Consider the following 23390-nt stretch of genomic DNA (forward strand, 5'->3'; position numbering starts at 1 on the left):
GCACCTGCTGCCCGGCGGCGTCGCAAAGCGGCTTATATCGAGCGCTGCAGGGCCTGCCGGATACGATTAAGGCATGACATCGCCCGCGATCGCCCCGGCCCGTGCCCGCCTGCTCGACCTGATCATGGAACTGGCGGTGGTCCGCGGCAAGGTGGTGCTGTCCTCCGGCGCCGAAGCGGACTACTACATTGACTTGCGCCGCGTCACCCTTCAGCACGAGGCCTCCCCGCTGGTCGGCGACGTTATGTTGAACCTCCTTGATGAAGCGGGCATCGAGTTCACCAACGCCGGCGGCCTGACCATGGGTGCCGATCCGGTGGGCACCGCCGTAATGAACGCCGCCGTGCGGGCCGGCCGGGCCGTGGATGCGTTTGTGGTGCGCAAGGCGCAGAAGTCCTACGGCATGGGCCGCCAGGTGGAAGGGCCCGACGTCGCCGGACGCAACGTGGTGGTCCTGGAAGACACCTCCACCACGGGCGGTTCGGCGCTGACCGCCGTGGAGGGCGTGCGGAAGGCCGGCGGCAACGTGGTGGCCGTGGCAGTGATCGTGGACCGGGACACCGGAGCCAAGGAACGCATTGAGGCTGAAGCCGGAGTGCCGTATCTGTTCGCGTTTGGCAAGGATGAACTCGGACTCGACTAGCACTGCCCCGTCCGGCCCGGCCCTCCCCGGACCGGAATCCGCCCGTGACGCGGCGGAAACCCTCCGCAAGGTTGCCGAGCTGCACCGGGTCTCGCGCCGCCGGTTCCTGGCCGGCTCACTCGCCGGGCTGCTCCTCAGCGCGGATCTGGGCATCACGCACCGGATTCAGCGCTACCGCGAGGAACTGGAGATTCTCCGCGTCGCGGATGAAGACGCCGAGCGGAGCAACCCGCGCGCCATGTGGTTCCTGTTCCCGGGCTACAAAACCAGCTGGGAAGAGGCCCACTGGATCCTTGGGTCCCTCCGCCCCGCCCTGGCCACCCGCGGGCAGCTGGCGGGCATCGGCTATTCCAACCTCGGGCTGAAAGTCGGGGACATCCTGGCGGCCGTCCACGCCTATATCCGGAAACACCGGCTGGAACGCATCTACCTCTACGGGCACAGCTTCGGCGGCATGCTGGCCGTGCAGGTGGCCGCGGGCCTTCGTGAGCGCGGGATCGCCGTCGAACTGATCATCTTGGATTCCAGTCCGGCCGGGCGGAACGACGTCCGGGACCGGGCCATGTTCGAGGGCACGGTGTTTTTGTACGACGCCGGCTACCGGATTCCCATGGGCCTGCGCGGCGGATACGAGCTGGGGGAGCGCGTGATGCACAAGAACGAACGCTCCTGGCGCACCATCGGCGAGCAGACGCTCGCCCAGCTTTCCCCGCTGGCGCCCTCCACGACCCTGATCCAGTCCCAGGCGTCCTACATTTACCATTTCACCGCTCCGCGATTCGGCGGGTCCCTCGGCGACACCAAGGTGGCTTTCATCGGCAACCCCGAGGACAGGACGGTGAACTACTACTCCGCCAGGGCAGCGTGGTCGGCGGCCCTGGGCGCGAACCTGGTGTCGGACTCCGTGGTCACCGAGGGGGCGAGCCCGGCGCACGCCAGCCCGCAGTGGAGCCCGAAGGCCTATCAGGATGCGCTCGCGGAGGTGTTCCGGATCATTGACCCGCCCGAGCCGACGGACGGTCCGGAGCCGCTGGAATAGCAGGCTCCGGACAGCCGGCTCCGGACCCGGGCGGCTAAACGGTGTTGATCAGGTCCGCCACGGAATTCATGATCTGCGTGGGACGGAACGGGTACCGGTTCACGTCCTCGCGCTGGGTGATGCCGCTGAGCACCAGCACCGTGTGCAGCCCGGCTTCAATGCCGGCGACAATGTCGGTGTCCATCCGGTCACCGATCATGGCGGTGGTCTCGGAATGCGCGTCGATCTTGCGCATCGCCGAACGGAACATCATCGGGTTCGGCTTGCCCACAATGTAGGGCTCCATGTTGGTGGCCGCGGTGATCAATGCCGCGATGGCTCCGGTGGCCGGCAGCACTCCCTCCTGCGAGGGGCCGGTGACGTCCGGGTTGGTGGCAATAAACCGGGCGCCGCCCAGGATCAGCCGGATGGCCTTGGTGATGGTGCCGAAGGAGTACGTGCGGGTCTCGCCGAGCACCACATAGTCCGGGTTGGTGTCCGTGAGGATCATGCCCGCCTCATGGAGCGCCGTCGTCAGTCCGGCTTCGCCCACCACAAAGCAGCGGCCGGGAGCCCCGGCGTTCTTGACCTGGTCCTTGAGGAACTCGGCGGTGGCCAGGGCGGAGGTCCACAGATTCTCTTCCGGCACCTCCAGGCCGGAGGCCCGCAGCCGCGCGGCCAGGTCCCGCGGGGTGTAGATGGAGTTGTTGGTCAGCACCAGGAACCGCTTGGAAGTTGCCACCCACCGGTCAATGAGCTCCGCGGCTCCCGGAATCGGATGGTTCTCATGGACCAGCACGCCATCCATGTCCGTCAGCCAGCACTCAATGTTCTCGTTTTCGCCCACGGTCTCCCATTTCTCGCATACTTCGTTGTTGCCTTGCTTACCCGCCGCCGCGCCAGGGACCGGAGTCAAAGGGGACGCGGCGGACCCTGCCAGTCTTTCACCTTAGGCTGGAAGGGTGATAGACAGCCCCGAAGAACTCCCCGTTGACGCCGCAGACCCGGCCGCCGGCCCCCTGCACCAGGTGGGCGTTGGCCCCTGGGAGGGACCGCTGCCCGAGGGCGGGCACTGGGACCCGGAACTGCTGGCCAACGGCGACGCCCGCAACGTGGTGGATGAATACCGTTACTGGAACCATGACGCGATCGTGGCGGACCTGGACACCAAGCGGCACCCGTTCCACGTCGCCATCGAGAACTGGCAGCATGACTTCAATATCGGCACCGTGGTCCGGACCGCCAATGCGTTCATGGCGAAGGAAGTGCACATCATCGGACGACGCCGGTGGAACCGCCGCGGCGCCATGGTCACCGACCGTTACCAGCACGTGCGCCACCACCCGACGGTGGAGAACTTCGTGGAGTGGGCCCGCAGCGAGGGCCTGAGCATCATCGGGATCGACAACTTCCCGGATTCCGTGCCGCTGGAAACCTACGAACTGCCGGAAAACTGCGTGCTGGTCTTCGGCCAGGAAGGCCCGGGGCTCAGCCCGGAAGTCCACGCCGCAGCCGATGCCACCCTGTCCATCGCGCAGTTCGGTTCCACCCGCTCCATCAATGCCGGGTCCGCCGCAGCCATTGCCATGCACGGCTGGATCCGCCGCCATGTCTTCGGACAGAAGGTGAACTAGCGCGACCCGGTACCGGTTCCGGGTGCGGCACCGTGTTATCCGGTGACATCACCTGCTGCCGGCAGGATACTTATGGCTAGGATGTAGGAAGCCAACGAGGGCGCCAGGCCCTGCCACAATCGACCTTGGAGTCAGCATGCCTATTGCAACCCCGGAGATCTATGCCGAGATGATTGACCGCGCCAAGGCAGGGGGCTTCGCCTACCCGGCCGTCAACGTCACCTCCTCGCAGACGCTCAACGCGGCACTGGCCGGTTTCGCCGAAGCCGGATCGGACGGCATTGTCCAGGTATCCACCGGCGGCGCGGCCTACTGGTCCGGCTCCACGGTAAAGAACATGGTCACCGGCTCCCTCGCCTTCGCGGCCTACGCTAAGGAAGTAGCCAAGAGCTACAACGTGAACATCGCGCTGCACACCGACCACTGCCCCAAGGACAAGCTGGATGACTTCGTCCTGCCGCTGCTGGCCGCCTCGGAAGCCGCCGTGAAGCGCGGCGAGGACCCCATCTTCAACTCGCACATGTGGGACGGTTCCGCCGAAACCCTTGAGGACAACCTGCGCATTGCCCAGGACCTGCTGGCTCGCACCGCGGCCGCCAAGATCATCCTTGAGGTGGAGATCGGCACCGTGGGCGGCGAGGAAGACGGCGTGGAGAACGCCATCAACGACAAGCTCTACACCACCGTTGCGGACGGCATGGCGACCATCGAAGCGCTCGGTGACGGCAGCAAGGGCCGCTACATCACGGCCCTGACCTTCGGCAACGTGCACGGCGTGTACAAGCCCGGCGGAGTGAAGCTGCGCCCGGAAATCCTGAAGGAAATCCAGGACGCGGTGGGCGAATCCATCGGCAAGGAACGCCCGTTTGACCTGGTCTTCCACGGCGGTTCCGGTTCCTCCGCGCAGGAGATCGCCGACGCCGTCTCCTACGGCGTCATCAAGATGAACATCGACACGGACACCCAGTACGCCTACACCCGCCCGGTGGCCGACCACATGCTGCGCAACTACGACGGCGTGCTGAAGGTCGACGGCGAAGTGGGCAACAAGAAGCAGTACGATCCGCGCGTCTGGGGTGCCTCCGCCGAAAAGGGCATGGCCGCCCGCGTGGTCGAAGCCGCACAGAACCTCGGATCGGCAGGCAAGGCGCTCTAATGTCAGACGAATTCCGCAAGAACCTGCTCGGCCCGGACGCCACCTACCTGCCCGAGGAAACCGACGTCGTCGCCCGGCTGGAGGCAGGCGACGAACCGGTGGACCTGGCTGCACGGTTCCCCACCTCCTCGCAGGTGTGGGCCGCGCTGGCCGACGAGGCGTTCGAGGAAGGGCAGAACATCGAGTCCTACGCCTACGCCCGGGTGGGCTACCACCGCGGCCTGGACTCCCTGCGCCGTGCCGGCTGGCGCGGCGTCGGACCCATCCCGTGGTCGCATGTCCCCAACCGCGGCTTCCTGCGCTCGCTGTACGCGCTGGGCCGTGCGGCGGCAGCCATCGGCGAAGCTGAGGAAGTGGACCGAATCCGGAAGTTCCTGGATGATTCCGATCCGCAGGCCAAGGCCGCCATCGAGGGCGAGCTGGCCTAACCGCAGTCTCTAAAAGACTGGCGGTCCCCGTTTCGGGGGCCGCCGGTCTTGCTGTTTTTGAGCTCTAGCATTGGCCTGTCAGGACAGCTGCGGCGCACGCAGGGAGTCGAGGGCCCGCAACAGGTCCGCGTACGCCTCATCCACCGCCGCATAAGTGCTGTGGATCAGGACTGCGTCCGGCCGCGTCCGCAGCCCGGCGGCCAGATTCTCGTACATGGATCCCAGCTGCTCCGGTCCGCCTTGATGCTCCACCAGGGCGTTGATCTGCGCGTGCCACGGGGTATGTTCATTCGGCTCACGAACTGCGAACCGCTCGAGGGAGCCGGCCTTCGTGTCCGTCAGGACAATTTCGCGAAACCCGGCCCCGGCCGTTTCGGCGGCCTTCCGGAAGACGGCAATCTCGGCGTCGGCGTCGAAAAACTGCGGCATGATGACGTCCCGGCCGGCGGTCAGGTGAGCAGCCGCCATGCTCACCGCAATCGGACGGACTATCTCTCCGGCAGCCTGGAAATCCTCTTCCCATCCTCCGATCAGGCAGCGCACCTGGTCGATGTCCAGGTTGAGGCACCCGGGATGGTCGTTGGCGTACCTCCGGGCGAGAGTGGATTTGCCGATCCCCGGCGGCCCGTTCAGCAGAATCAGATCAGGCATGCCGCTCCCGGTACCGGACAGGTTTTTCGGTTGGACGCATGGGCACACCCTAGCGTCCCCTGCCCGAAGACAGTGCCGGAGCCTGCCGCGCGGCAGGCCCGGTCTGCCCAAGCCGGCACGGAACGCCTACCCTGAAGTCCCGCTGAGTTGGAGGGCCGTTATGGACAAGTTCGAGTTCCGGAAGTCCTATCCGGAGCTTTACGCACCCGGCCGCAGGGACTTCACCCTGGTAGAGGTTCCACCTTTGCAGTATCTGGCAGTGGACGGACACGGGGACCCGAACACGTCCCCGGAGTACGCCCGTGCACTGGAGTGCCTGTACCCGGTGGCCTACACGCTGAAGTTCCGGTCAAAAAAGGAACTGGAGCAGGATTTCACCGTGGGTCCGCTGGAAGGGCTGTGGCGGGCGGAGGACCCGGAGGTGTTCGTCAGCGGTGACAAGGACTCCTGGGACTGGACCATGCTGATTCCGCTGCCGGAATGGATCACCGCGGAGATGGTCGAGCAGGCCGGGGCCGAGGTGGCGGCGAAAAAGGAGCTGCCGGAAGCGGCCCGGGTGCGGCTGCTGCCGCTGCGTGAAGGATTGTCGGCGCAGATCCTCTTTGTCGGTCCTTACGACGACGAGGCGCCGGTCCTCGCGCGGCTGCACCACACCTGGATGCCCGAACGGATGCTGACCTTCAACGGCGACCACCACGAGGTGTACCTCAACGACCCGCGGCGCACCGCCCCGGAGAAGCTGCGCTCCGTGCTGCGCCAGCCGGTCCGGCCTCTCTGAGCATTCCGGGCCTCGGGGGCCTGCCTTGTGAGGCGGTCCGGGCCGGACCACGCGCAGGAGAGCGGCCTCGAGATGCCCGTTTTGATGGTTCATAGTGCAGATAACGCAGCCTGGGGTACTGGCTGGCAGCATTAACTGCACTATGAAATTAACTGCGCTATGAACCTCGGCTTCCAGCAGTGGCCTGTTGCGCTATTTCAAAGACCTCAGCGGTTAGGCCGCAGGCCCGGCCTCAGGGAAGGATGGTGGTGGTCACGGCGACGATCTGCGGAGTGGCCGGCACAGAGCTGAAACCAAACTTCACCGGAGGATCGACCGGCCGCAGCGGGCCAAGGTCCACCCCGTCCCACGTGGCGTCCACACCGGTGAGGGAACGGATGGACCGGACACCGTAGAACTCGCGCCGTCCCCCGCCGGCGGACCCTGCCGTCTGCACGCCGGGCACCAGCAGGGCCGCCACCGGATTGATGGCCCGGAGCCACCAGGGGGCGACGGCGAGCGGCACCGGCACGTGCTCCAGCAACCGGCCCAGAACGGTCACCGGACCCAGCCGCACGTTCAGCCGCAGCGGTCCGGCGGCCACCCGGAGCGCGCTCGCGGAGAGCCGTGCCTCCACCGGCGCCACCACGGTGCGGTCAAAGCGGTAGGTCCCGTTCACGTAGTCCGCCACGGTGTCGGAGGGCGCCAGCAGGGTGCGGAGGCCGGCGTCGTCCTCCACCATCACATCGGTAAACGTGCCCAGCGGAGAGTCCTGCCAGTGTCCCACCACAAACCGCGTGCCGGAGGAGGTGCCCAGCCCGGCGATATAGCCGCGGAATCGGTCCATGACGCCCACGGTACCTGCGGGGCCGCGTATTTTAGGGTGACCGAAAGCATGATCGGCTAAACTTGGCAGGTAAGAGCCCCGCAACTTGCGCTGAGGTAGGCCGTTACGGCAGGACCGGCAAGTTCAGGGGCGTTCTCATGCACGGCAGCGGACCTGCACCAAGCAGGTTCCCGCCGTAACTAATGGGGGAGGATCCCATGCCAGCTATAGTCATCGTCGGCGCCCAGTGGGGCGACGAAGGTAAAGGTAAGGCCACCGACCTGCTCGGCGGCCGCGTCGACTACGTCGTCAAGCCCAACGGCGGCAACAATGCCGGCCACACCGTCGTCGTCGGCGGTGAAAAATACGAACTTAAGCTGCTGCCTGCAGGCATCCTCAGCCCCAACGCCATTCCCGTGATCGGCAACGGCTGCGTGGTGAACCTCGAGGCTCTCTTCACCGAGATCGACGGCCTGGAATCCCGCGGAGCGGACACCTCCAAGCTGCGCATTTCCGCCAACGCCCACCTGGTGGCACCGTTCCACCAGGTGATGGACAAGGTCACCGAACGCTTCCTGGGCAAGCGTGCCATCGGCACCACCGGCCGCGGCATCGGCCCGGCCTACATGGACAAGGTGGCCCGCCTGGGCATCCGCGTGCAGGACATCTTCGACGAGTCCATCCTGCGCCAGAAGGTCGAAGGCTCCCTGAAGCAGAAGAACCAGCTGCTGCTGAAGGTCTACAACCGCCGCGACGTCGACGCCGAGGAGATGGTGCAGTACTTCCTCTCCTACGCGGACCGGCTGCGTCCGATGGTCATCGACTCCACGTATGAGCTGAACACCGCCCTGGACGAGGGCAAGGTCATCCTGATGGAGGGCGGCCAGGCCACCTTCCTGGACGTGGACCACGGCACCTACCCGTTTGTGACCTCCTCCAACCCGACCGCCGGCGGCGCGTCCGTGGGCTCGGGCATCGGCCCCACCCGGATCACCCGGTCGGTGGGCATCATCAAGGCGTACACCACCCGTGTAGGGGCCGGGCCGTTCCCCACCGAACTGTTCGACGACATGGGCCTGTACCTGCAGAAGACCGGCGGTGAGTTCGGCGTGAACACCGGCCGCCCGCGCCGCTGCGGCTGGTACGACGCCGTCCTGGCCCGCCACGCGTCCCGTGTCAACGGCTTCACGGACTACTTCGTCACCAAGCTGGACGTGCTCACCGGCATCGAGAAGATCCCGGTGTGCGTGGCGTACGACGTCGACGGCGTCCGCTTCGACGAAATGCCGATGACGCAGACCGACTTCCACCACGCCAAGCCGATTTTCGAGTACTTCGACGGCTGGACCGAGGACATCACCGGCGCGAAGACCCTGGAAGACCTGCCGGAGAATGCCCGCAACTACGTGCTGGCGCTGGAAAAGATGTCCGGCACCCGGTTCTCCGCCATCGGCGTGGGCCCGGACCGCGACCAGACCATCGTGGTGCGGGACCTGATCAGCGAGTAGGTCCGTTCCGTCCGTTCGAAAGCCCCGCAGCCTTGTGGCTGCGGGGCTTTCGCCGTTAACGGGTGGGCGGCTAATTCAGTGCGGCATCCTCCGCGGAACGGCCGAGCACGCAGAATTCGTTGCCTTCCGGGTCCGCCAGCACCACCCAGGAAACATCCGCCCCCTGCCCGACGTCGGCCCGGACGGCACCCAGCCCGAGCAAGCGTTCCACTTCCTGGGCCTGCGTGCTGCCCTCGGACGCCCGCAGGTCCAGATGCAGCCGGTTCTTGGCCGTCTTTCCCTCGGGCACCGGGATGATGTCGATGTCCGGGCCGGTGCCGGCACCGGCCGGAACAAGGGACACCACGCCTTCTTCGGTCCCGGCCACCCGGTAGTTCAGGGCGGCGGTCCAAAACGCGGCAAGCTGCTGCGGATCGAGGGCGTCGAAGGACACGGACGAGATGACACTGGGCATGCAGGGCTCCTAGGCAGGTGGAACGGCGTGGCCCGAAGCTAACAGTGACGCGATCGCAGCGTCAACGATCGCAGCGGCGTGCCGGGACCGGCGGCAGGTTCAGGCGGCCGGCTCAGACCAGGTGCAGGGTGGTCAGGCACGTGGGACTGTCCGCAAACGTGCTGAACTGCTGGCTGGCAGCGCCCAGCTCGGAGCTGACCTCGAGGGTGCCGTTGATATCCTTCGGCAGCCAGAACCCGACAAAACCGTTGTCATAGGTGGTGACGGCTTCATCGGCCAGCACCGTGCCGTCCTCAGCCGTGATGCGCACCTGCAGGGGCGTGTTCACCAGCTCACCCTGGCACCCCGAAAGGCTGTGGTTGAAGCAGTCATGCGTGGTGGTGGAAAACGGCGCGACCGCCAGATAGAACTCCTCCACCGGCAGCGCCGCTTCGCCGCTGTCATCGCTCAGGGTCACTAGGTGACCGAGGCGGTCAGTCCCCGGGCCCGGTCCTCATTGGTGCGGTCCAGCTGCTCGACCACCTGGCGGGCGTCTGCCTCCGCCAGCCCGTAGCTTTCCAGTACGCCGTCCGCACTGTTATTGCTTCCGCAGGCACTGAGTAGCAGCAGGAGAATTCCGGACACGAGCACGCGAAGGGGTTTCATCCCTCCAGCGTAGTTCCGACCCGGGAATTGACCGATCCGGGCGAAGGAAGCCGCTGGGCTAGAGTCTTGGACCATGGACGGAATCAGCGAAGAACTCATCGCCAGCCTGCAGCGCGCCGTCACGGCCAGCCCGGAAGACACCGCGCTGCGCCTGCATCTGGCCCAGCTGCTGCTGGACGGTAACCGAGCCGTGGACGCGCTGGGACAGATCAACGCCGTCCTGGCCGTTGACCCCGGAAGCGCTGCTGCCCTCGGACTGCTCAGCCGGGCGGCGGCCGCGCTCAATCCCGCTGCTTCCGCACCGGCACCCGTTGCCTCCCCGCCCGAGACGGCCCGCGACACTCCCAGCTCCGGCGCCGCGGCCGATCCTGAGCCGGCGGTTCCTGAGTCGGCCGTTCCTGAGCTGGCAGAGACCGCTCAGGACACGCCGTCCGACCGGACCGGCCGGGATGACAACTCCGACTTCGACTGGGAGCAGGCGGAATCGGACATCGATTCCACCCTCCCGCCGCCCTTCGTGGAACCGGGCCGGATCAGGCTCGGGGACGACGGCCAACCGGTCGCCATTACCGAACCCGAGGTGCCCGCCCTGACACTCGCCGACGTCGGCGGCCTGGAACCGGTCAAGCAGCGGCTCAACGAATCCTTCCTGGTGCCCATGCGGCACGCCGACGTGGCCAAGACCTTTCGAAAATCCCTGCGCGGAGGACTGCTGCTGTACGGGCCGCCCGGATGCGGCAAGACGTTCCTGGCCCGCGCCGTTGCCGGGGAACTGGGCGCGGCGTTTATGTCCGTGTCCATCACCGACGTAGTTGACCCGCTGATCGGCCAGACCGAGAAAAACCTCAAAGCCATCTTCGATTCCGCACGCGCACACCAGCCGACCGTCCTGTTCATCGACGAGGTGGATGCCATCGGGCTCAAGCGCAGTTCCATGGTGGGAAGCTCGGTCTGGCTGCGCCAGATGGTCAACCAGCTGCTGCTGGAACTGGACTCCATGTCCGGGGACAATGACGGGCTGTACGTGCTGGCGGCCACCAACCATCCGTGGGATCTGGATGAAGCGCTGATGCGGCCCGGCCGGCTGGACCGCGCAGTGCTGGTGATTCCGCCGGACCCGGCGGCGCGCCGGGCCATCCTGAACCACAACCTCAAGGACCGGCCGCTTGCCGGGATCAACCTGGAGGAAATAGTGGGCCGCACTGACGGGTTCTCCGGAGCCGACCTCGCCCATCTCTGCACCACCGCAGCGGAGAAAGCGATGATGCGCTCCATCGAGGCACGGGAGATCCAGCCCGTCACCATGGAGCACATCAACCTGGCCTTTGCGGAGGTGCGGCCCTCCACCCTCCCGTGGCTTGAATCAGCGGTCAACGTGGTGAAGTTCAGCAACCGGCACGGGCGGTACAACGACCTCGCCGAGTACCTGCGGGCGAGGCAGATGCTGTGAGCACCGGTGCCGACCTGGACCAGCTGGGCGTGCGGTGGCAGGTCCTGACCGCCGCGGCGCGCCACCGGGACGCGCTGGAACTGCTTCGGACACATCTGGATGCCCACCGTGCGGAGCCGTACGTCTGGACCCTGCTGAGCCAGACGCTGAACAACCTGGGGGAGGGGACGGAGGGTGAGTCCGCAGCCCGGGAGGCACTGGCACTGGAGCCGCGCAGCACCTCGGCACTGATCAACCTCTCCCGCGGACTGGCGCTGCAGGGCAGGTTTACCGACGCCGAGACGGCCGCCGTGCAGGCCCGGGACCTGGATGACCAACAGGCCGGCACACACGCCTGGCTGGCGCTGGTGCACCACGAGCAGGGCCGCTACCGGGAAGCGCTGGAGGGGGTCCAGGAAGCCCTCCGACTGCAGCCCTCCGGGGACAATTTCGCCCTCCTCGCCGACATCCGGATCAGCATGGGCCAGCATGATCAGGCGCGCCGGGCGCTCGCGGACGGGCTGGCCGCGGACCCGCAGAACCGGCAGCTGCTGCTGCTCAGCGGACGGGTGTCCCACGGTGAAGAGGTGGTGGGGGACCAGGCGGCGCTGCTGAGCGGAATGCTGGCGGCGTCCCCGACGGACCGCGGACCCCTGGACCAGCTGAAGCAGGAAGTCCTGGCCCGGATGCGGCATCTGGCCCTGCTGCCCTGGCTGCAGGGTGTCCTCTTTTGTTTCCTGGCGCCGCTGATCACCCAGGTTCCGGCAGGCGGAGCCGCAGCCCTGGCACTTTGGCTGGCAGCGGCGGTGATCTTCCGGGCAGGGTTCCTCCTTCGGCGCCTGTCCCGGGCCGTTCCCGCCGGGTTCCTCCGGGACCTGCTGCGCGAATCGCCCGACGCGCGGAAGGGTGCGGCAGCCCTGATCGCTGCGGAGGCATGGGTGCTGGCCACCGGTTTTGCTGCCGGTCTCGCCGGCTCCGGCGAGGGGCTGCGATGGTCCCTGGTGCTGCTAATGGGTGGAACGGTGCTTGTGCTGGCCGCCCGGTATCTGCTGCACCGGGCCGCCTACCGGGCGTTGGAGGGTTTCACCGAGGAGACGGCGCCGGAATACGCGGCCGCCCGGGACCGGTACGCCGGTGACCGTTCGGCCCGCGCCCTCTGGGTCGGCGTGCTGGGAATCCTACTGGGCCTGCTGGCCCTGCTGCAGCAGACCTACACCGTGTTTGCTGGCGCCGCGAGTGCCTTCGCCGGAGCCTTCGTCCTGGCCGAAGCGGTGCATTTCAGCGTCGTCAGACTCTCGCTGCGCCGCCACCTGAACCGCCGGCACCTGAACCATCCGACTCCGCCTGACGGGCAGCCCGGCGATACCCAGGACCGGCCGGGCAGGCTTGGAAAACCGCCGCCCCGTGTCCTGCTGCTGGGGGCGGCGGTGGTGCTTCTTCCGGCGCTGATGCTGGCGGCAGGCGCCTGGCTGCTGGCGGCGGGAAGCATTCCCTAGGCCGGCGGGCCTACCAGCGGTTCCGGGCTTCCTCGATCCAGCCGGTCAGCCCGTCCAGTGAATATTCGGTGCCGTCCGGGGTCCGGGCGGTGCCCGCCCAGGTGCCGAAGGCCTGCCAGACCTGCGCCTTGATCACGACGGCGTTGGTTGCCGAGGTGCGCCGGTGGAAGGGGGTCAGCACCGCATCGATCCAGGGGCCGCGCACCCGCCAGGTCGACGCCGGATCGGCGAGGTCGTACTCGAAGTCCAGTTCGCCGTCGTAATGGTGCAGCCGGCCGTCCACAATCAGGGCGTTTTCCGTCGCCGGGGTGCCGGCGGTCCACTTGCCGCCGAACTGCAGTCCCAGCCGGGTGCCGTCCACGGTGCCCGAGCCTACGCCCCAGTTCCAGCGGCGCGAGTACGGCCAGCGTCCGCGGCCGCGGTCCAGCACGGCAAAGGAATCCTCGCCGCCGACGTTGTATTCCCGGCCGTCCACGCTGACGCTGCCCGAGACGCGGCGTGCCACGTCCTTGAGGGTGTACTGGTAGCGCCGCTCGGACCACGGGACCACCACCCCAAGGACGTCGCCGTCGGCAACGGCGAACAGATCCGCGGAGATCCGGGCGGAGGAGGCGTGCAGGTGCGTGCCGCCGTCGGCGTCATGGAAGCGCAGCGTGGCTCCGCCGAAGGATCCGAACGCGGTCAGCGGCGGAAGCGTGTCCGGCACGGAGACATCCGCGTAGGAGGGCAGCAGCTTCAACGGTTCGGCGCTGGTTTCCTTCCCGGTGCCGCGCTCCAGCACATAGAGCTGCAGGGTGGAGGCGTAATCCAGGTGCGCGATGGTCAGTCCCAGCACCAGCTCCGGCGTCACAATGCCCCAGTATTCCCACCGCTTGGTCCGCCAGCCGCCGCCGGCGCCGGAAGGAACCACCGGGCGGTGCAGCGCACTGCGGGCGAAGCCCACCGCGGCGGGATTCAGGGCTCCGGCCGGGGAGCCGAGGTCAACGGGAGCAGTGATTTCATCCATGCGCCCCAAGTGTAGGGGAGCGCCGGCGGGGAACCGTGCACGGCCTGCGGCGTTCGCCCGTCATCATTGAACTGCCCCGGTCCGCCGGCAGTGACCTCAGCTAGTCTGGGACACAAACGTGCTTAGCAAAGGTGGTTTCGGGTGAAAGTCAGCGTCGGCCAGTTCAGCCCTGCGGGGGAAGTCCGGGAGAATCTGGACACCATGCGAGCCCTCGCGGGGAAAGCCCGGGCGGAGGGCTCGGACCTGATCATTTTTCCCGAGGAATCAATGTTCAGCATCGGCAAGGTGGAGGGTTCGCTGGCCGCCGCCGTCGCCGGTTCCTGGACCACGTTTGTCCAGCAGCTTTCCCTGCTGGCGGCGGAAATGGGCATCGCGGTGATTGCCGGCGGCTACGAGTCGAGCGACGAGGAACGGCCCTACAACACCCTGGTCCTGATCGATGCCACCGGCCGGATCACCGGGACGTACCGCAAACTGCACCTGTATGACGCGTTCAGCTACGCCGAATCGGACCGGATCAAGCCCGGCGACGGCGGCGTCAAGGTCATGCAGGTGGGGGACCTGCGGGTGGGCGTGATGACCTGCTATGACCTGCGCTTTCCGGAACTCGCCCGCGCGCTCGCGGACCTGGACGCCGATCTGCTGGCCGTCCCGGCGGCGTGGTTCAAGGGCGAACACAAGGTGGAGCATTGGGAGACCCTGCTGAAGGCCCGCGCCATTGAAAACACGCTCTGGGTTGCGGCGGCGGGAACATCGAGCCGGCATACGGTGGGCCACTCCGCCATCCTGGATCCCATGGGAGTGCCGCAGGCCAGCCTGGGGGACGAACGGGAAGCAGTGGTGACAGCCGAGGTTACCCGCCGCCGGATTGAGGATGTCCGCCAGTTCCTGCCGGTGTTGAAGAACCGCCGTTTCGCCGAAAACTCCCGGATTGTGGAGGCCCACTAGGCCCTGCCGGACACCGGGGAAAAGTTTTTTCCGCCGGCGCGTAACCTTTTCGTACCCGCCCGCGATTACCTGTTTGTAACGGCCGCGCCGAGGCTTATCCCCCCAACGAGCATCGGTGCGGCCGTTGCGCATGCGCTGACAGGCTCGGGCACGGTAGCATTTGGACCACCCCGCACCCTACGAGAGTGATCCGCCGTGGCCGCCCCCCTCACTGAGCAAACGCTTCGTGATGCGCGCGCCCGGAAACCGGCGGCCCTGCGGGAAATCTACGACGACTTCGCACCGGGCATCCTCGGCTACCTGCGGTCCAAGGGCTGCGATGACCCGGAAGCGCTGGCCCAGGAAGTCTTCCTGACCCTGTTTTCCAAGCTGGACACTCTCGACGGCGGCCTCCGCGGCGCCCGTACCTTCGCTTTCTCCGTGGCGCATGCGCGGATGGTGGATGACGTCCGGCGGCGCGAACGTGAACCGGGACTGGCCGTTTTTGATCCGGTCGAGGATACACGGGCATCGGAATCCGCCGAGGACAGCGTCCTGGGCGGTCCGGCCGGTGTTGCCCATCTGCTGGAGGGACTCTCGCCGCAGCAGCAGGAAGTCCTCCTGCTGCGCGTGGTGGCTGATCTTTCCATCGACGAATCGGCGAAGATCATGGGACGGACACCGGGAGCGGTCAAGCAGCTTCAGCGCCGGGCCCTGGGGACATTGAAAGAGCAACTGGAACGGAAGGAGGTGGCAGCGGATGAGCGGGCAAGCTAACGCGCAGGATGAACTCTATGTCCGCGGCCTCCTCGCCGAAGCCGGGGTCGAGGAATCCCCCGAGCTGGTTGCTGCCCTCCTGGCCCTGCGCAGCGAGGCACACACCGCAGCACCCGAGCCTGCCGGCAAGCTGGGCGGACTGCTCGCCGGCACTCCGGTGCCCCTGGTCCGTAAATCCAAGCGCGGCCGGGGAATCATCCTCAGTGCGGCCCTGCTGGGAGCCATGGCCGCCGGTGCCACCGGTGTGGCTGCGAATCCCGATTTCCTGATCCGGGCCGATCCGCGTCCCTCCGTGACCTTCACTCCGGAGGACGTCCCCACCGTGGAGAAGGCACCGCCGGAATCCGAAACCGAAGCCGCCGAAGAAGTCCCGGAGCCGGCCGCAGCGCTTCTGGAACCGTCCGAGCCGGCGGAACCGTCAGCGCCGCCGGTTTCGGCGGACGCGCCGGCCGCAGAACAGGAAGCACCGGAGGGCGGGGTGGCCGAGCCTGTTCCGGCCCCGGCCCCGGCCGCCGTGCCGAAACCCGTCCCCGCTCCGGTCCCGGCCCCCGGCCGGCCCGGAACCGGGACAGTCCCTGGAACCGGCACAGGCTCCGGAACCGGCAAGGGAGTAGTCCCCGGCCCGCAGACCGGCCATGTTCCGGGACACAACCGGCGTGCCGACGGCGGCCTGCGGGACATCATGGGTCCGGGTGTCACCAACACCAAAAACCGGGCCGTCGTTCCGGAGAAAAGCCACATGCAGGATCACGGCCGATCCGGCCCGTCCCACCCCGGCCAGGGCGGCCCCGGAGGTAACAACCGCTAGGACGTCAGCTGGCGTTTGGATGAAATGACGCCGGTATTAAACCCGGCCAGGTTCAGTCCGCCGTGGAACCGGGCATGTTCAATCTTCACGCAGCGGTCCATCACCACGTTCAGGCCCGCGGCCTCGGCCTTCCGGGCCACCTCTTCATGCCAGGAGCCCAGCTGCAGCCACAGGGTTTTCGCCCCGGCGGCCACGGCTTCGTCCAGCACGCCGGGAAGGTCCTCGGTACGGCGGAAAACGTCCACAATGTCCGGTGCCTCCGGCAGATCCGCCAGCGAGGCGTAAACCGGGCGGCCCAGAATCTGTTTCGCCGTTGGGTTGACGAAATAAACGCGGTACCGCGCGGAGGACAGCAGGTAGGTGGCCACGAAGTAGGAGGCGCGGGAGGGCTTGTCCGAGGCACCCACTATGGCGATGGACTGAGCCGAACGCAGCAGCGCGAGCCGTTCCGGCGCCGTCGGCCCCGTCCAGGTGCGGGCCGGAGTATCGGCGGACGGGCTGTCAGCGGACATGGGTGCTCTCCTCGAGGGTCGGTTCTGCGGCCGGAAGCGCCGGCGCGGTGGCGGCGGACAGGGCCTGGTCCAGGTCCCAGAGGATGTCCGCCAGATCCTCCAGCCCTACGGAAATCCGGATCAGGTCTTCGGGGACGCCTGCTCCGGCAAGCTGCTCGGGGGAGAGCTGCTGATGGGTGGTGGACCCGGGGTGGATGACCAGGGTGCGGGAATCACCCACGTTGGCCAGATGCGATGCCAGCTGCAGGGATTCGATGAACTTCTGTCCAGCCGCCCGGCCGCCGGCCACACCGAAGCTGAATACCGACCCCGGGCCCTTGGGCAGGTATTTACGGGCGCGTTCGTAGTGCGGATGCGAGGGCAGGCCGGCGTAGCTGACCCAGGACACCCGCGGATCCGCCTCGAGCCACTGGGCCACTGCCTGCGCGTTGGCCAGATGCTCGTCCATCCGCTGGGCCAGGGTTTCCACCCCCTGCAGCAGGGCAAACGCCGACGTCGCGCTCAGTGAAGGGCCGATGTCCCGCAGCTGCTCCGAGCGCAGCTTGGTCAGGAAACCGTATTCGCCGAAGTTCCCCCACCAGGAGATGTTGCCGTAGCTGGGCACCGGTTCGGTCATGGCCGGGAACTTCCCGTTGCCCCAGTTGAATTTGCCGCTTTCGACGACGACGCCGCCCAGGGTGGTGCCGTGACCGCCCAGGAACTTGGTAGCGGAGTGGATGATGATGTCCGCCCCGTGCTTGAAGGGCTGCACCAGGTAGGGCGTGCTCAGGGTGGCGTCGAGAATGAGCGGCACCCCGGCGTCGTGCGCCACCTTCGCCAGGCCTTCAATGTCCGTCACCTCCCCGCTGGGGTTGGCGACCACCTCCGCGTAGACGGCCTTGGTGTTCTCCTGCACGGCGGCGGCATAGTCCGCCGGATCGGTGCCGGGGACAAAGGTGGTTTCAATGCCGAAACGGCGCAGCGTGACATCCAGCTGGGTGACGGTGCCGCCGTAGAGCTGGGCGGAGGCCACAATGTGGTCCCCGGCCGAGCACAGTGCCGCGAAGGTGACGAACTCGGCGGACATGCCCGACGCCGTCGCCACCGCGCCGATCCCGCCCTCCAGGGAGGCGATGCGCTCCTCGAACGCTGCAACCGTGGGGTTGCCGATCCGCGAGTAGATATTGCCGTACTTCTGCAGTGAGAACAGGTTCGCGGCGTCGTCCGTGTCCTTGAAGACGAAGGACGTGGACTGGTAGATGGGCACGGCGCGGGCTCCGTGCAGCGCATCGGGGGTACCGCCCGCGTGCAGGGCGCGGGTACGGAAACCGAACTGGTGGTCACTCATGGGCTGAGTGCTCCTTCCTGGGGTGGTGCCGGGGGAATCGGGCCTTGCGCCGTTGTGGTTTGGGCCGGAGATGGGTTTGGGTGGCGGTAGCGGGGTTGTGGGAAGAGACGGCGTTCAGGGAGGCCGGCGTGGACGAGTACGTGATTGTGGTGGAGACGGGCTACAAAGAGGCTTCGGCCGCGCACCGGGTGTCCTTCACGGAACCCATGCCGCGGCAGCAGGCCGAGATGATGTTCCTGGAGATCATGGACGGCCGGCATGAGGAGCTGCTGCCGTTCAGGACAAACCGGTTCATCCTGGAGGTCTCGCACACGGAGTTTGTCCAGGTCCAACAGAACATGGGCGGGTCCGTGGTGCTGGACCGGGTGACCCTCACGCGCAAGCATTAGCCTCCCTGCCTGCCCGGTGGGCGGCACAGACCGCCGCAATCCGGGCGATGCAGGGCTCATTCTGCAGGCTGCTGGTATCCCCGAGCGGAGTTCCTTCGAACAGCTGGGTGAGCAGGCGGCGCAGGATCTTCCCTGACCGGGTTTTGGGCACGTCCGGGACCACCACGACGGCGGCCGGCCGGGCGATCGGTCCGATCTCACGGGTGACGTGGGCCCGCAGTTCCTCGTAGGCACGGGCCGGGTCCGCGGCAGCGGTGAGCACCACGAACGCGGCGACGGCGTGCCCGGTCCGGGCATCGGCCACCGGGCAGACCCCGGCCTCCACCACCCAGGGGTGGGAGACCAGTGCGGATTCGATTTCGATGCTGGAGAGCCGGTGCCCGGAGACGTTGAGCACGTCATCCACCCGGCCCTGGATCCAGGTGTCGCCGTCGTCGTCGTACCGGGCGCCGTCGCCGGCCAGGAACCAGCCCTGCTCCGCGTACTGGCGCCAGTAGGAATCCAGGTACCGCTGCGGGTTGCCCCAGACGGTGCGGGCGATGCCCGGCCCCGGCCGGTCCACCACAATAAAGCCCTGGGTGTTCGCGGGCACCGGATTCCCGTCGCCGTCCACGATCCGGGTGGAGACCCCGGGCAGTGCCCGAGCGGTGCAACCGGGCTTGAAGGTGGTGTCCGTGGGGCGGGGGGAGAGGATGGTGGCGCCGGTCTCGGACTGCCACCAGGTATCCAGCATGGGCACCTCGCCGCGGCCGAACTGGTCACGGAGCCAGCGCCACGCCTCGGGGTTCACGGCCTCGCCCACGGTGCCCAGCAGCCGGATGGAGGAGAGGTCATAGCCCTGCGGCACGCCGTCCGGGAACCAGCCCATCAGCGCCCGGACCAGAGTGGGGGCGGTGTAGTAGCTGGTGACGCGGTAGCGTTCGATGATTTCCAGGTGCCGGCCCGGATGCGGGGTATCCGGGGTTCCCTCGAAGATCACCTGGGTGGCCCCGTTGGCCAGCGGCCCGTAGATCTCGTAGGTGTGGGCGGTGACCCAGGCCAGGTCCGCGGTGCACCAGTGCACATCCGCGGACCGCTGCCCGGGATCCGGGTGGGCAAAAAGGTATTCGTAGCTCCAGGCCGCCTGCGTGAGGTAGCCGCCGGTGGTGTGGACCAGTCCCTTGGGCCGGCCGGTGGTTCCGGAGGTGTACATGATGAACAGCGGCGTCTCGGCGTCGAAGGACGGTGCCTGATGGATGTCCGACGCCGTGTCCACGCTCTCGTGCCACCACACGTCGCGTCCGGGGACCCAGCTGATGTCCGATCCGGTGCGCCGGATCACCAGCACGTGCTCAATGTTGTTGGTCCCGGCCACGGCGGCATCCGCGTTGTCCTTGACCGGGACGGCCGCGCCGCGCCGGAACTGTCCGTCCGTGGTGACCAGCAGTTTGGCGCCGGTGTCCTCCACCCGGAATTTCAGCGCTTCGGCGGAGAAACCGCCGAAGACCAGGGAATGCACCGCTCCGATCCGGGCGCAGGCCAGGGTGATGACGATGGTTTCCACCAGCACCGGCAGGTAGATGACCACCCGGTCACCGGCCTCAATCCCGAGGGACTGCAGGGCGTTGGCGGCCCGGCAGACCTCCCGCTGCAGCTGCGCGTAGGTGACGGTGCGGCGGTCTCCGGGTTCGCCTTCGAAGTGCAGGGCCGCGGTGTCGCCGCGGCCGGCGGCCACATGGCGGTCCACGCAGTTCACTGCGGCATTCAGCCGGCCGCCGGCAAACCATTCGATGGACGGGATGGTGTACTCGGAGTCGGCAGTCCCGGACCCGCTGAGCCGTTCCGGTTTGCGGAACGTATGCGCGCGCTGCCACGGCTGCTCCCACTGGAGCTTGCGGGCGGCTGCCTCCCAGAAAGCGATGCGTTCGGCTTCCGTGGCGGGCTCTGCCTGCTGCCCGGGCTGTGCGGGCTCTTCGGGCTGTCCGGGTTGTGCCGCGGGCCGGGGGCCGGTTCCGATTGACGTGACTACGCCCATTTCTTCACCGCTTGTTTCTCGGCGATGCCCAGGACCGCGTCAGTGGTCTTGCCGATCACGGCCAGCAGGATGATGGCCAGGAACATCCGGTCCGTCCGGCCGTTGTTCTGTGAATCCGTCAGCAGGAACCCCAGCCCCATGGAGGAGGCAATCAGTTCCGCCGCCACCAGGAACAGCCAGGCCTGGGCCAGGGCCAGCCGCAGGCCGGAGAACACTGCCGGGACCACCGCGGGCAGCTGGACGGTGGTCAGCAGCTTCACCCCGCGCAGCCCGAAGGCCCGGGCGGCTTCCACCAGGTTGCGGTCCACATGCCGCAGGGCCAGGGCAACGGTGGTGAAGACGGGGAAGAACGCGCCGATGGTGATCAGCGTGACCTTCGAATCCTCGCCGATCTTCATCCACAGGATCAGCAGCGGCACCCAGGCCAGGGAGGGTACGGCACGCAGGGCACCGATGGCCGGGCCCAGCAGGACGTCGGCCACCCGGGACAGCCCCAGCAGCGCGCCAAGGAGAAGGCCGAGCACGGCCCCGAGCGCAAACCCGGTCAGCACCCGCTGGGTGGAAATGGCGATATGGGTGCCCAGCTGGCCGCGCTCCACCAGATCAGCGGCAGCGCTGTACACCGCGGCCGGGGAGGGCAGCTGCACGGGGCTGAACACCCCGGCGGCGGTGGTGAGCTGCCAGGCGGCCAGGACCAGGGCCGGGACCACCAGCCCCAGGCCCAGCCGGGCGGCCGGGTTGTCCAGCAGGGATCCCCGTGCCGGAGTCTTGGGCGCAGTCCTGGTTACAGTCTTGGTTCCAGCGGCGGTTGCGCCGGTTCGTGCTGCAGGAGGAAGGGCGGTGCTCATGAGGAGGCTCCCAGCGAGTCGGGATCGGCGTTGCGGACGTAGCTGTCCTCCAGCAGGGCGTCCAGGGCCGCATCGATCTGCTCCTGCCCGGCCACGTCTCCGGTTTCCACCAGCGTGGGGCCGATCTTCTCCAGCACCTTGCGCTGGGCTTCTCCCGGGGCCGGATCCGTGTCCAGGTTGCTGCGTTCCAGGATGACCGTGCTGGCGACGGCGGGATCCAGCCCGGCGACGTCGGCCAGGATCTGCGCGGTCTCCTCCGGGTTGGCGGCAGCCCAGGCGCGGGCCTTCGCATAGGCGTTGACCACGGTCTGGGCCTGTTCCGGTTCCTCCGCGAGGAAGGACTCATTGGCGGCGAGGAGACCGTAGGTGTTGAAGTCCAGGTTGCGGTAGGCGAGCTTGGCGCCGTTCTGTTCGGCACCGGCCATGATGGGATCCAATCCGATCCAGGCGTCCACGGAGCCGTTTTCCAGGGCAGCCCGGCCGTCGGCATGCTGCAACTGTTCCACCGTCACGTCGGAGAGGCTGAGTCCGGCTTCCTCCAGCGCCTGGACGAGGAAGAAGTACGGGTCAGTGCCCTTGGTCGCAGCGACTGATTTACCGGCCAGGTCCGCTACCGAGGTGATGTCCGAATCCGGTCCCACGACCAGGGCAGCCCACTCCGGCTGGGAGAACACGTCAATGACCTTGATGGGGGAGCCGTTGGCGCGGTTGAGTAACGCGGCGGATCCCGCGGTGGACCCGACGTCGATGGCACCGGAGCGCAGGTTTTCGTTTGCCTTGTTCGAGCCGGCGGACTGGACCCATTCCACTGTGACGCCGTCCTCGGCCAGGGCTTCCTCCAGCCAGCCCTGGTCCTTGATGATCAGGCTGAGGGGGTTGTAAGTGGCGAAATCCAGGGTGAGGGTTCCGCCGTCGGCGTTTTCGACGGCGGCAGCGCCCGCTGCATCCTCACCGGCGACACAGCCGGTCAGTGCCAGGGCGGCAACGGCGGCCAGACCGGCTAACGTGCGTGCACTCCGTCCGCGGACGGAGAAGGGCAGGAAGGACGGGCGGGAGGTGGATGATGCCGGGGCAGTCATGATGGTTCCTTAGATGAGGGGCCGGGCCACGAGGGACCAGACCGGAAAGAGCAAGGCTGGAAAGGGGCAGGCCGGGCACATGCGCCATGGGGGCGGCCCGGAACGGGGCAAAACAGGGAGAGTTCTCCCCGGAGTGGGAAGGGTGATGCCGGGCAGCGCTCAGCGGGAGCGGCTGCCTGCAGGGGAGAGCTAGTGGCGGTCGACGCCGAGCAGGGCCAGCAGCTCGCCGCGCATTCGGGCCAGCTCCGCGGAGGCGCGGTCCCGGGGACGGGCGCCGGGTACGGTGACCACGTTGGTGATAGTGGCACCCGGTGCGCCGGGTTCCCTGCCCAGGACGATGATCCGGTCCGCGAGCTGCAGGGCCTCATCAACGTCGTGGGTGACCAGCAGCACGGTGGCGGGGGCCGCCTTGTGAACGGCGAGAAGGAGGTCCTGCATCTTCAGCCGGGTCAGTGCGTCCAGGGCACCGAACGGCTCGTCCAGGAGCAGGACACCGGGTTCGCGGGCCAGGGCACGGGCCAGGGAAGCGCGCTGGGCCATGCCGCCGGACACCGCCCGCGGCCGGTGCTTGGCAAACGCCGCCAGACCCACCAGTTCCAGGAGTTCGGCTACCTTGGCCTTTCCGCGGCTGGCGCTCGCGGACTTCGGCAGGCCGATGGCGATGTTGGCCTGCAGGGTCTGCCAGGGCAGCAGCCGCGGCTCCTGGAAGGCGAAGGCACACCGCTCATCGATGCCGTGCACGGGCCGGCCGTCAATCAGGACGCCGCCCGTGGTGGGCCGGTCCAGGCCGGCGGCGGCACGCAGCAGCGTGGATTTCCCGCAGCCGCTGGAGCCCAGAATGGCCAGGACCTCTCCGGGCCGGACGTCGAAAGTGACATCGCGGAGTACCACGTGTTCATTTGCTCCGGTACCGAAACTGCGGCCCAGAGCCTCGAAGGTGACCGGCAGGGCAGGATCGGCGGGCTTTGCTGTGCCGGTGCCGGACGCGGTCGTGGAAGGGGACAACACTGCTGTCATAGAAAACACTCCATCGGTCCTGGCAGTAGCACCCTACGGAA

At 67.5% G+C, this 23390-nt stretch carries 26 protein-coding genes; 13 read left to right on the forward strand and 13 right to left on the reverse strand.

The window, feature by feature from the left end:
* The first annotated feature begins 73 nt into the window (after positions 1-73).
* Together pyrE and AC5RTS_RS15335 are read left to right on the forward strand one after the other, a co-directional pair.
* A complete protein-coding gene (gene pyrE / locus AC5RTS_RS15330) occupies positions 74-643 on the forward strand; it encodes an orotate phosphoribosyltransferase (RefSeq protein WP_493992872.1) in 570 nt (189 codons plus the stop codon).
* Positions 624-1682 (forward strand): alpha/beta fold hydrolase, encoded by a 1059-nt coding sequence (locus AC5RTS_RS15335; protein ID WP_493992873.1) that lies wholly within the window; start codon positions 624-626, stop codon positions 1680-1682. Before pyrE ends, AC5RTS_RS15335 begins: the two co-directional genes overlap by 20 nt.
* A 34-nt stretch (positions 1683-1716) precedes the next feature.
* On the opposite strand, the gene AC5RTS_RS15340 is transcribed toward AC5RTS_RS15335, so the two are convergent.
* The gene (locus tag AC5RTS_RS15340) at positions 1717-2469 is read right to left on the reverse strand and encodes an HAD-IIA family hydrolase (protein ID WP_227906026.1); all 753 of its coding nucleotides are present in this window, start codon (positions 2467-2469) and stop codon (positions 1717-1719) included.
* Positions 2470-2626: 157 nt separating this feature from the next.
* Between AC5RTS_RS15340 and AC5RTS_RS15345 the strand changes: the two genes are divergently transcribed.
* The 3 genes from AC5RTS_RS15345 to AC5RTS_RS15355 all read left to right on the forward strand — a co-directional run bounded on the left by AC5RTS_RS15345 (position 2627) and on the right by AC5RTS_RS15355 (position 4879).
* Complete coding sequence (locus AC5RTS_RS15345) at positions 2627-3295, forward strand: TrmH family RNA methyltransferase (RefSeq protein ID WP_493992922.1); 669 nt, start codon at positions 2627-2629, stop codon at positions 3293-3295.
* A 136-nt stretch (positions 3296-3431) separates the two neighbouring features.
* Positions 3432-4451: a class II fructose-bisphosphate aldolase gene (gene fbaA / locus AC5RTS_RS15350; RefSeq protein WP_493992874.1), complete on the forward strand. Its 1020-nt coding sequence runs from the start codon at positions 3432-3434 to the stop codon at positions 4449-4451.
* On the forward strand, positions 4451-4879 hold the full coding sequence (locus AC5RTS_RS15355) for a DUF3151 domain-containing protein (protein ID WP_493992875.1): 429 nt from the start codon (positions 4451-4453) through the stop codon (positions 4877-4879). The genes fbaA and AC5RTS_RS15355 overlap by 1 nt, the downstream gene beginning before the upstream one ends.
* 78 nt (positions 4880-4957) lie before the next feature.
* On the opposite strand, the gene AC5RTS_RS15360 is transcribed toward AC5RTS_RS15355, so the two are convergent.
* The gene (locus AC5RTS_RS15360; protein WP_493992876.1) at positions 4958-5530 is read right to left on the reverse strand and encodes an AAA family ATPase; all 573 of its coding nucleotides are present in this window, start codon (positions 5528-5530) and stop codon (positions 4958-4960) included.
* A gap of 160 nt (positions 5531-5690) precedes the next feature.
* On the opposite strand from AC5RTS_RS15360, the gene AC5RTS_RS15365 reads away from it, so the two are divergent.
* Positions 5691-6308: a GyrI-like domain-containing protein gene (locus AC5RTS_RS15365; RefSeq protein WP_493992877.1), complete on the forward strand. Its 618-nt coding sequence runs from the start codon at positions 5691-5693 to the stop codon at positions 6306-6308.
* Between the two features lie 232 nt (positions 6309-6540).
* Here AC5RTS_RS15365 and AC5RTS_RS15370 read toward each other — a convergent pair whose 3' ends face one another.
* Positions 6541-7134, reverse strand: a complete 594-nt coding sequence (locus tag AC5RTS_RS15370; RefSeq protein ID WP_493992878.1) for a hypothetical protein — start codon at positions 7132-7134, stop codon at positions 6541-6543.
* Between the two features lie 197 nt (positions 7135-7331).
* On the opposite strand from AC5RTS_RS15370, the gene AC5RTS_RS15375 reads away from it, so the two are divergent.
* Positions 7332-8621 carry an adenylosuccinate synthase gene (locus tag AC5RTS_RS15375; RefSeq protein ID WP_493992879.1) on the forward strand — a complete coding sequence of 430 codons (1290 nt, stop codon included), beginning with the start codon at positions 7332-7334 and terminating at the stop codon, positions 8619-8621.
* A 70-nt stretch (positions 8622-8691) separates the two neighbouring features.
* On the opposite strand, the gene AC5RTS_RS15380 is transcribed toward AC5RTS_RS15375, so the two are convergent.
* From AC5RTS_RS15380 to AC5RTS_RS15390, 3 genes are all read right to left on the reverse strand, one after another.
* Positions 8692-9075, reverse strand: coding sequence for a VOC family protein (locus AC5RTS_RS15380; RefSeq protein WP_493992880.1), 384 nt, complete (start codon positions 9073-9075; stop codon positions 8692-8694).
* A gap of 112 nt (positions 9076-9187) precedes the next feature.
* A complete protein-coding gene (locus AC5RTS_RS15385; protein WP_493992881.1) occupies positions 9188-9532 on the reverse strand; it encodes a CueP family metal-binding protein in 345 nt (114 codons plus the stop codon).
* A complete protein-coding gene (locus tag AC5RTS_RS15390; RefSeq protein ID WP_493992882.1) occupies positions 9532-9720 on the reverse strand; it encodes a hypothetical protein in 189 nt (62 codons plus the stop codon). The genes AC5RTS_RS15385 and AC5RTS_RS15390 overlap by 1 nt, the downstream gene beginning before the upstream one ends.
* A 73-nt stretch (positions 9721-9793) precedes the next feature.
* Here AC5RTS_RS15390 and AC5RTS_RS15395 point away from each other — a divergent pair, with 73 nt between their 5' ends.
* Both AC5RTS_RS15395 and AC5RTS_RS15400 read left to right on the forward strand, forming a co-directional pair.
* A complete protein-coding gene (locus AC5RTS_RS15395; protein WP_493992883.1) occupies positions 9794-11170 on the forward strand; it encodes an ATP-binding protein in 1377 nt (458 codons plus the stop codon).
* Positions 11167-12645, forward strand: coding sequence for a tetratricopeptide repeat protein (locus tag AC5RTS_RS15400; protein ID WP_493992884.1), 1479 nt, complete (start codon positions 11167-11169; stop codon positions 12643-12645). The genes AC5RTS_RS15395 and AC5RTS_RS15400 overlap by 4 nt, the downstream gene beginning before the upstream one ends.
* Before the next feature lie 10 nt (positions 12646-12655).
* Here the strand turns inward: AC5RTS_RS15400 and AC5RTS_RS15405 are convergent, their stop codons facing one another.
* Positions 12656-13651: a DUF2804 domain-containing protein gene (locus tag AC5RTS_RS15405; protein ID WP_493992885.1), complete on the reverse strand. Its 996-nt coding sequence runs from the start codon at positions 13649-13651 to the stop codon at positions 12656-12658.
* Between the two features lie 141 nt (positions 13652-13792).
* On the opposite strand from AC5RTS_RS15405, the gene AC5RTS_RS15410 reads away from it, so the two are divergent.
* From AC5RTS_RS15410 to AC5RTS_RS15420, 3 genes are all read left to right on the forward strand, one after another.
* Positions 13793-14599: a carbon-nitrogen hydrolase family protein gene (locus AC5RTS_RS15410; protein ID WP_493992886.1), complete on the forward strand. Its 807-nt coding sequence runs from the start codon at positions 13793-13795 to the stop codon at positions 14597-14599.
* Positions 14600-14794: 195 nt separating this feature from the next.
* Positions 14795-15355: an RNA polymerase sigma factor gene (locus tag AC5RTS_RS15415; protein ID WP_493992887.1), complete on the forward strand. Its 561-nt coding sequence runs from the start codon at positions 14795-14797 to the stop codon at positions 15353-15355.
* On the forward strand, positions 15339-16163 hold the full coding sequence (locus tag AC5RTS_RS15420; protein ID WP_493992888.1) for a hypothetical protein: 825 nt from the start codon (positions 15339-15341) through the stop codon (positions 16161-16163). Before AC5RTS_RS15415 ends, AC5RTS_RS15420 begins: the two co-directional genes overlap by 17 nt.
* Here the strand turns inward: AC5RTS_RS15420 and AC5RTS_RS15425 are convergent.
* Entirely contained in the window at positions 16160-16675 is a 516-nt protein-coding gene (locus tag AC5RTS_RS15425; protein ID WP_493992889.1) for a CoA-binding protein, read from the reverse strand. The two genes, AC5RTS_RS15420 and AC5RTS_RS15425, sit on opposite strands and share 4 nt — an antisense overlap.
* Complete coding sequence (locus AC5RTS_RS15430) at positions 16665-18002, reverse strand: O-acetylhomoserine aminocarboxypropyltransferase/cysteine synthase family protein (RefSeq protein ID WP_493992890.1); 1338 nt, start codon at positions 18000-18002, stop codon at positions 16665-16667. The genes AC5RTS_RS15425 and AC5RTS_RS15430 overlap by 11 nt, the downstream gene beginning before the upstream one ends.
* A 128-nt stretch (positions 18003-18130) precedes the next feature.
* Between AC5RTS_RS15430 and AC5RTS_RS15435 the strand changes: the two genes are divergently transcribed.
* On the forward strand, positions 18131-18391 hold the full coding sequence (locus AC5RTS_RS15435) for a hypothetical protein (RefSeq protein ID WP_493992891.1): 261 nt from the start codon (positions 18131-18133) through the stop codon (positions 18389-18391).
* Here the strand turns inward: AC5RTS_RS15435 and acs are convergent.
* From acs to AC5RTS_RS15455, 4 genes are all read right to left on the reverse strand, one after another.
* On the reverse strand, positions 18375-20405 hold the full coding sequence (gene acs, locus AC5RTS_RS15440) for an acetate--CoA ligase (RefSeq protein ID WP_493992892.1): 2031 nt from the start codon (positions 20403-20405) through the stop codon (positions 18375-18377). The genes AC5RTS_RS15435 and acs overlap by 17 nt on opposite strands.
* Positions 20396-21253, reverse strand: coding sequence for an ABC transporter permease (locus tag AC5RTS_RS15445; RefSeq protein ID WP_493992893.1), 858 nt, complete (start codon positions 21251-21253; stop codon positions 20396-20398). The genes acs and AC5RTS_RS15445 overlap by 10 nt, the downstream gene beginning before the upstream one ends.
* Positions 21250-22332, reverse strand: a complete 1083-nt coding sequence (locus AC5RTS_RS15450; RefSeq protein WP_493992894.1) for an aliphatic sulfonate ABC transporter substrate-binding protein — start codon at positions 22330-22332, stop codon at positions 21250-21252. The genes AC5RTS_RS15445 and AC5RTS_RS15450 overlap by 4 nt, the downstream gene beginning before the upstream one ends.
* A gap of 189 nt (positions 22333-22521) precedes the next feature.
* Positions 22522-23349, reverse strand: coding sequence for an ABC transporter ATP-binding protein (locus AC5RTS_RS15455; RefSeq protein ID WP_493992895.1), 828 nt, complete (start codon positions 23347-23349; stop codon positions 22522-22524).
* Positions 23350-23390: the final 41 nt, after the last annotated feature.

It is taken from the genome of Arthrobacter sp. MDT1-49-2, assembly GCF_059090185.1.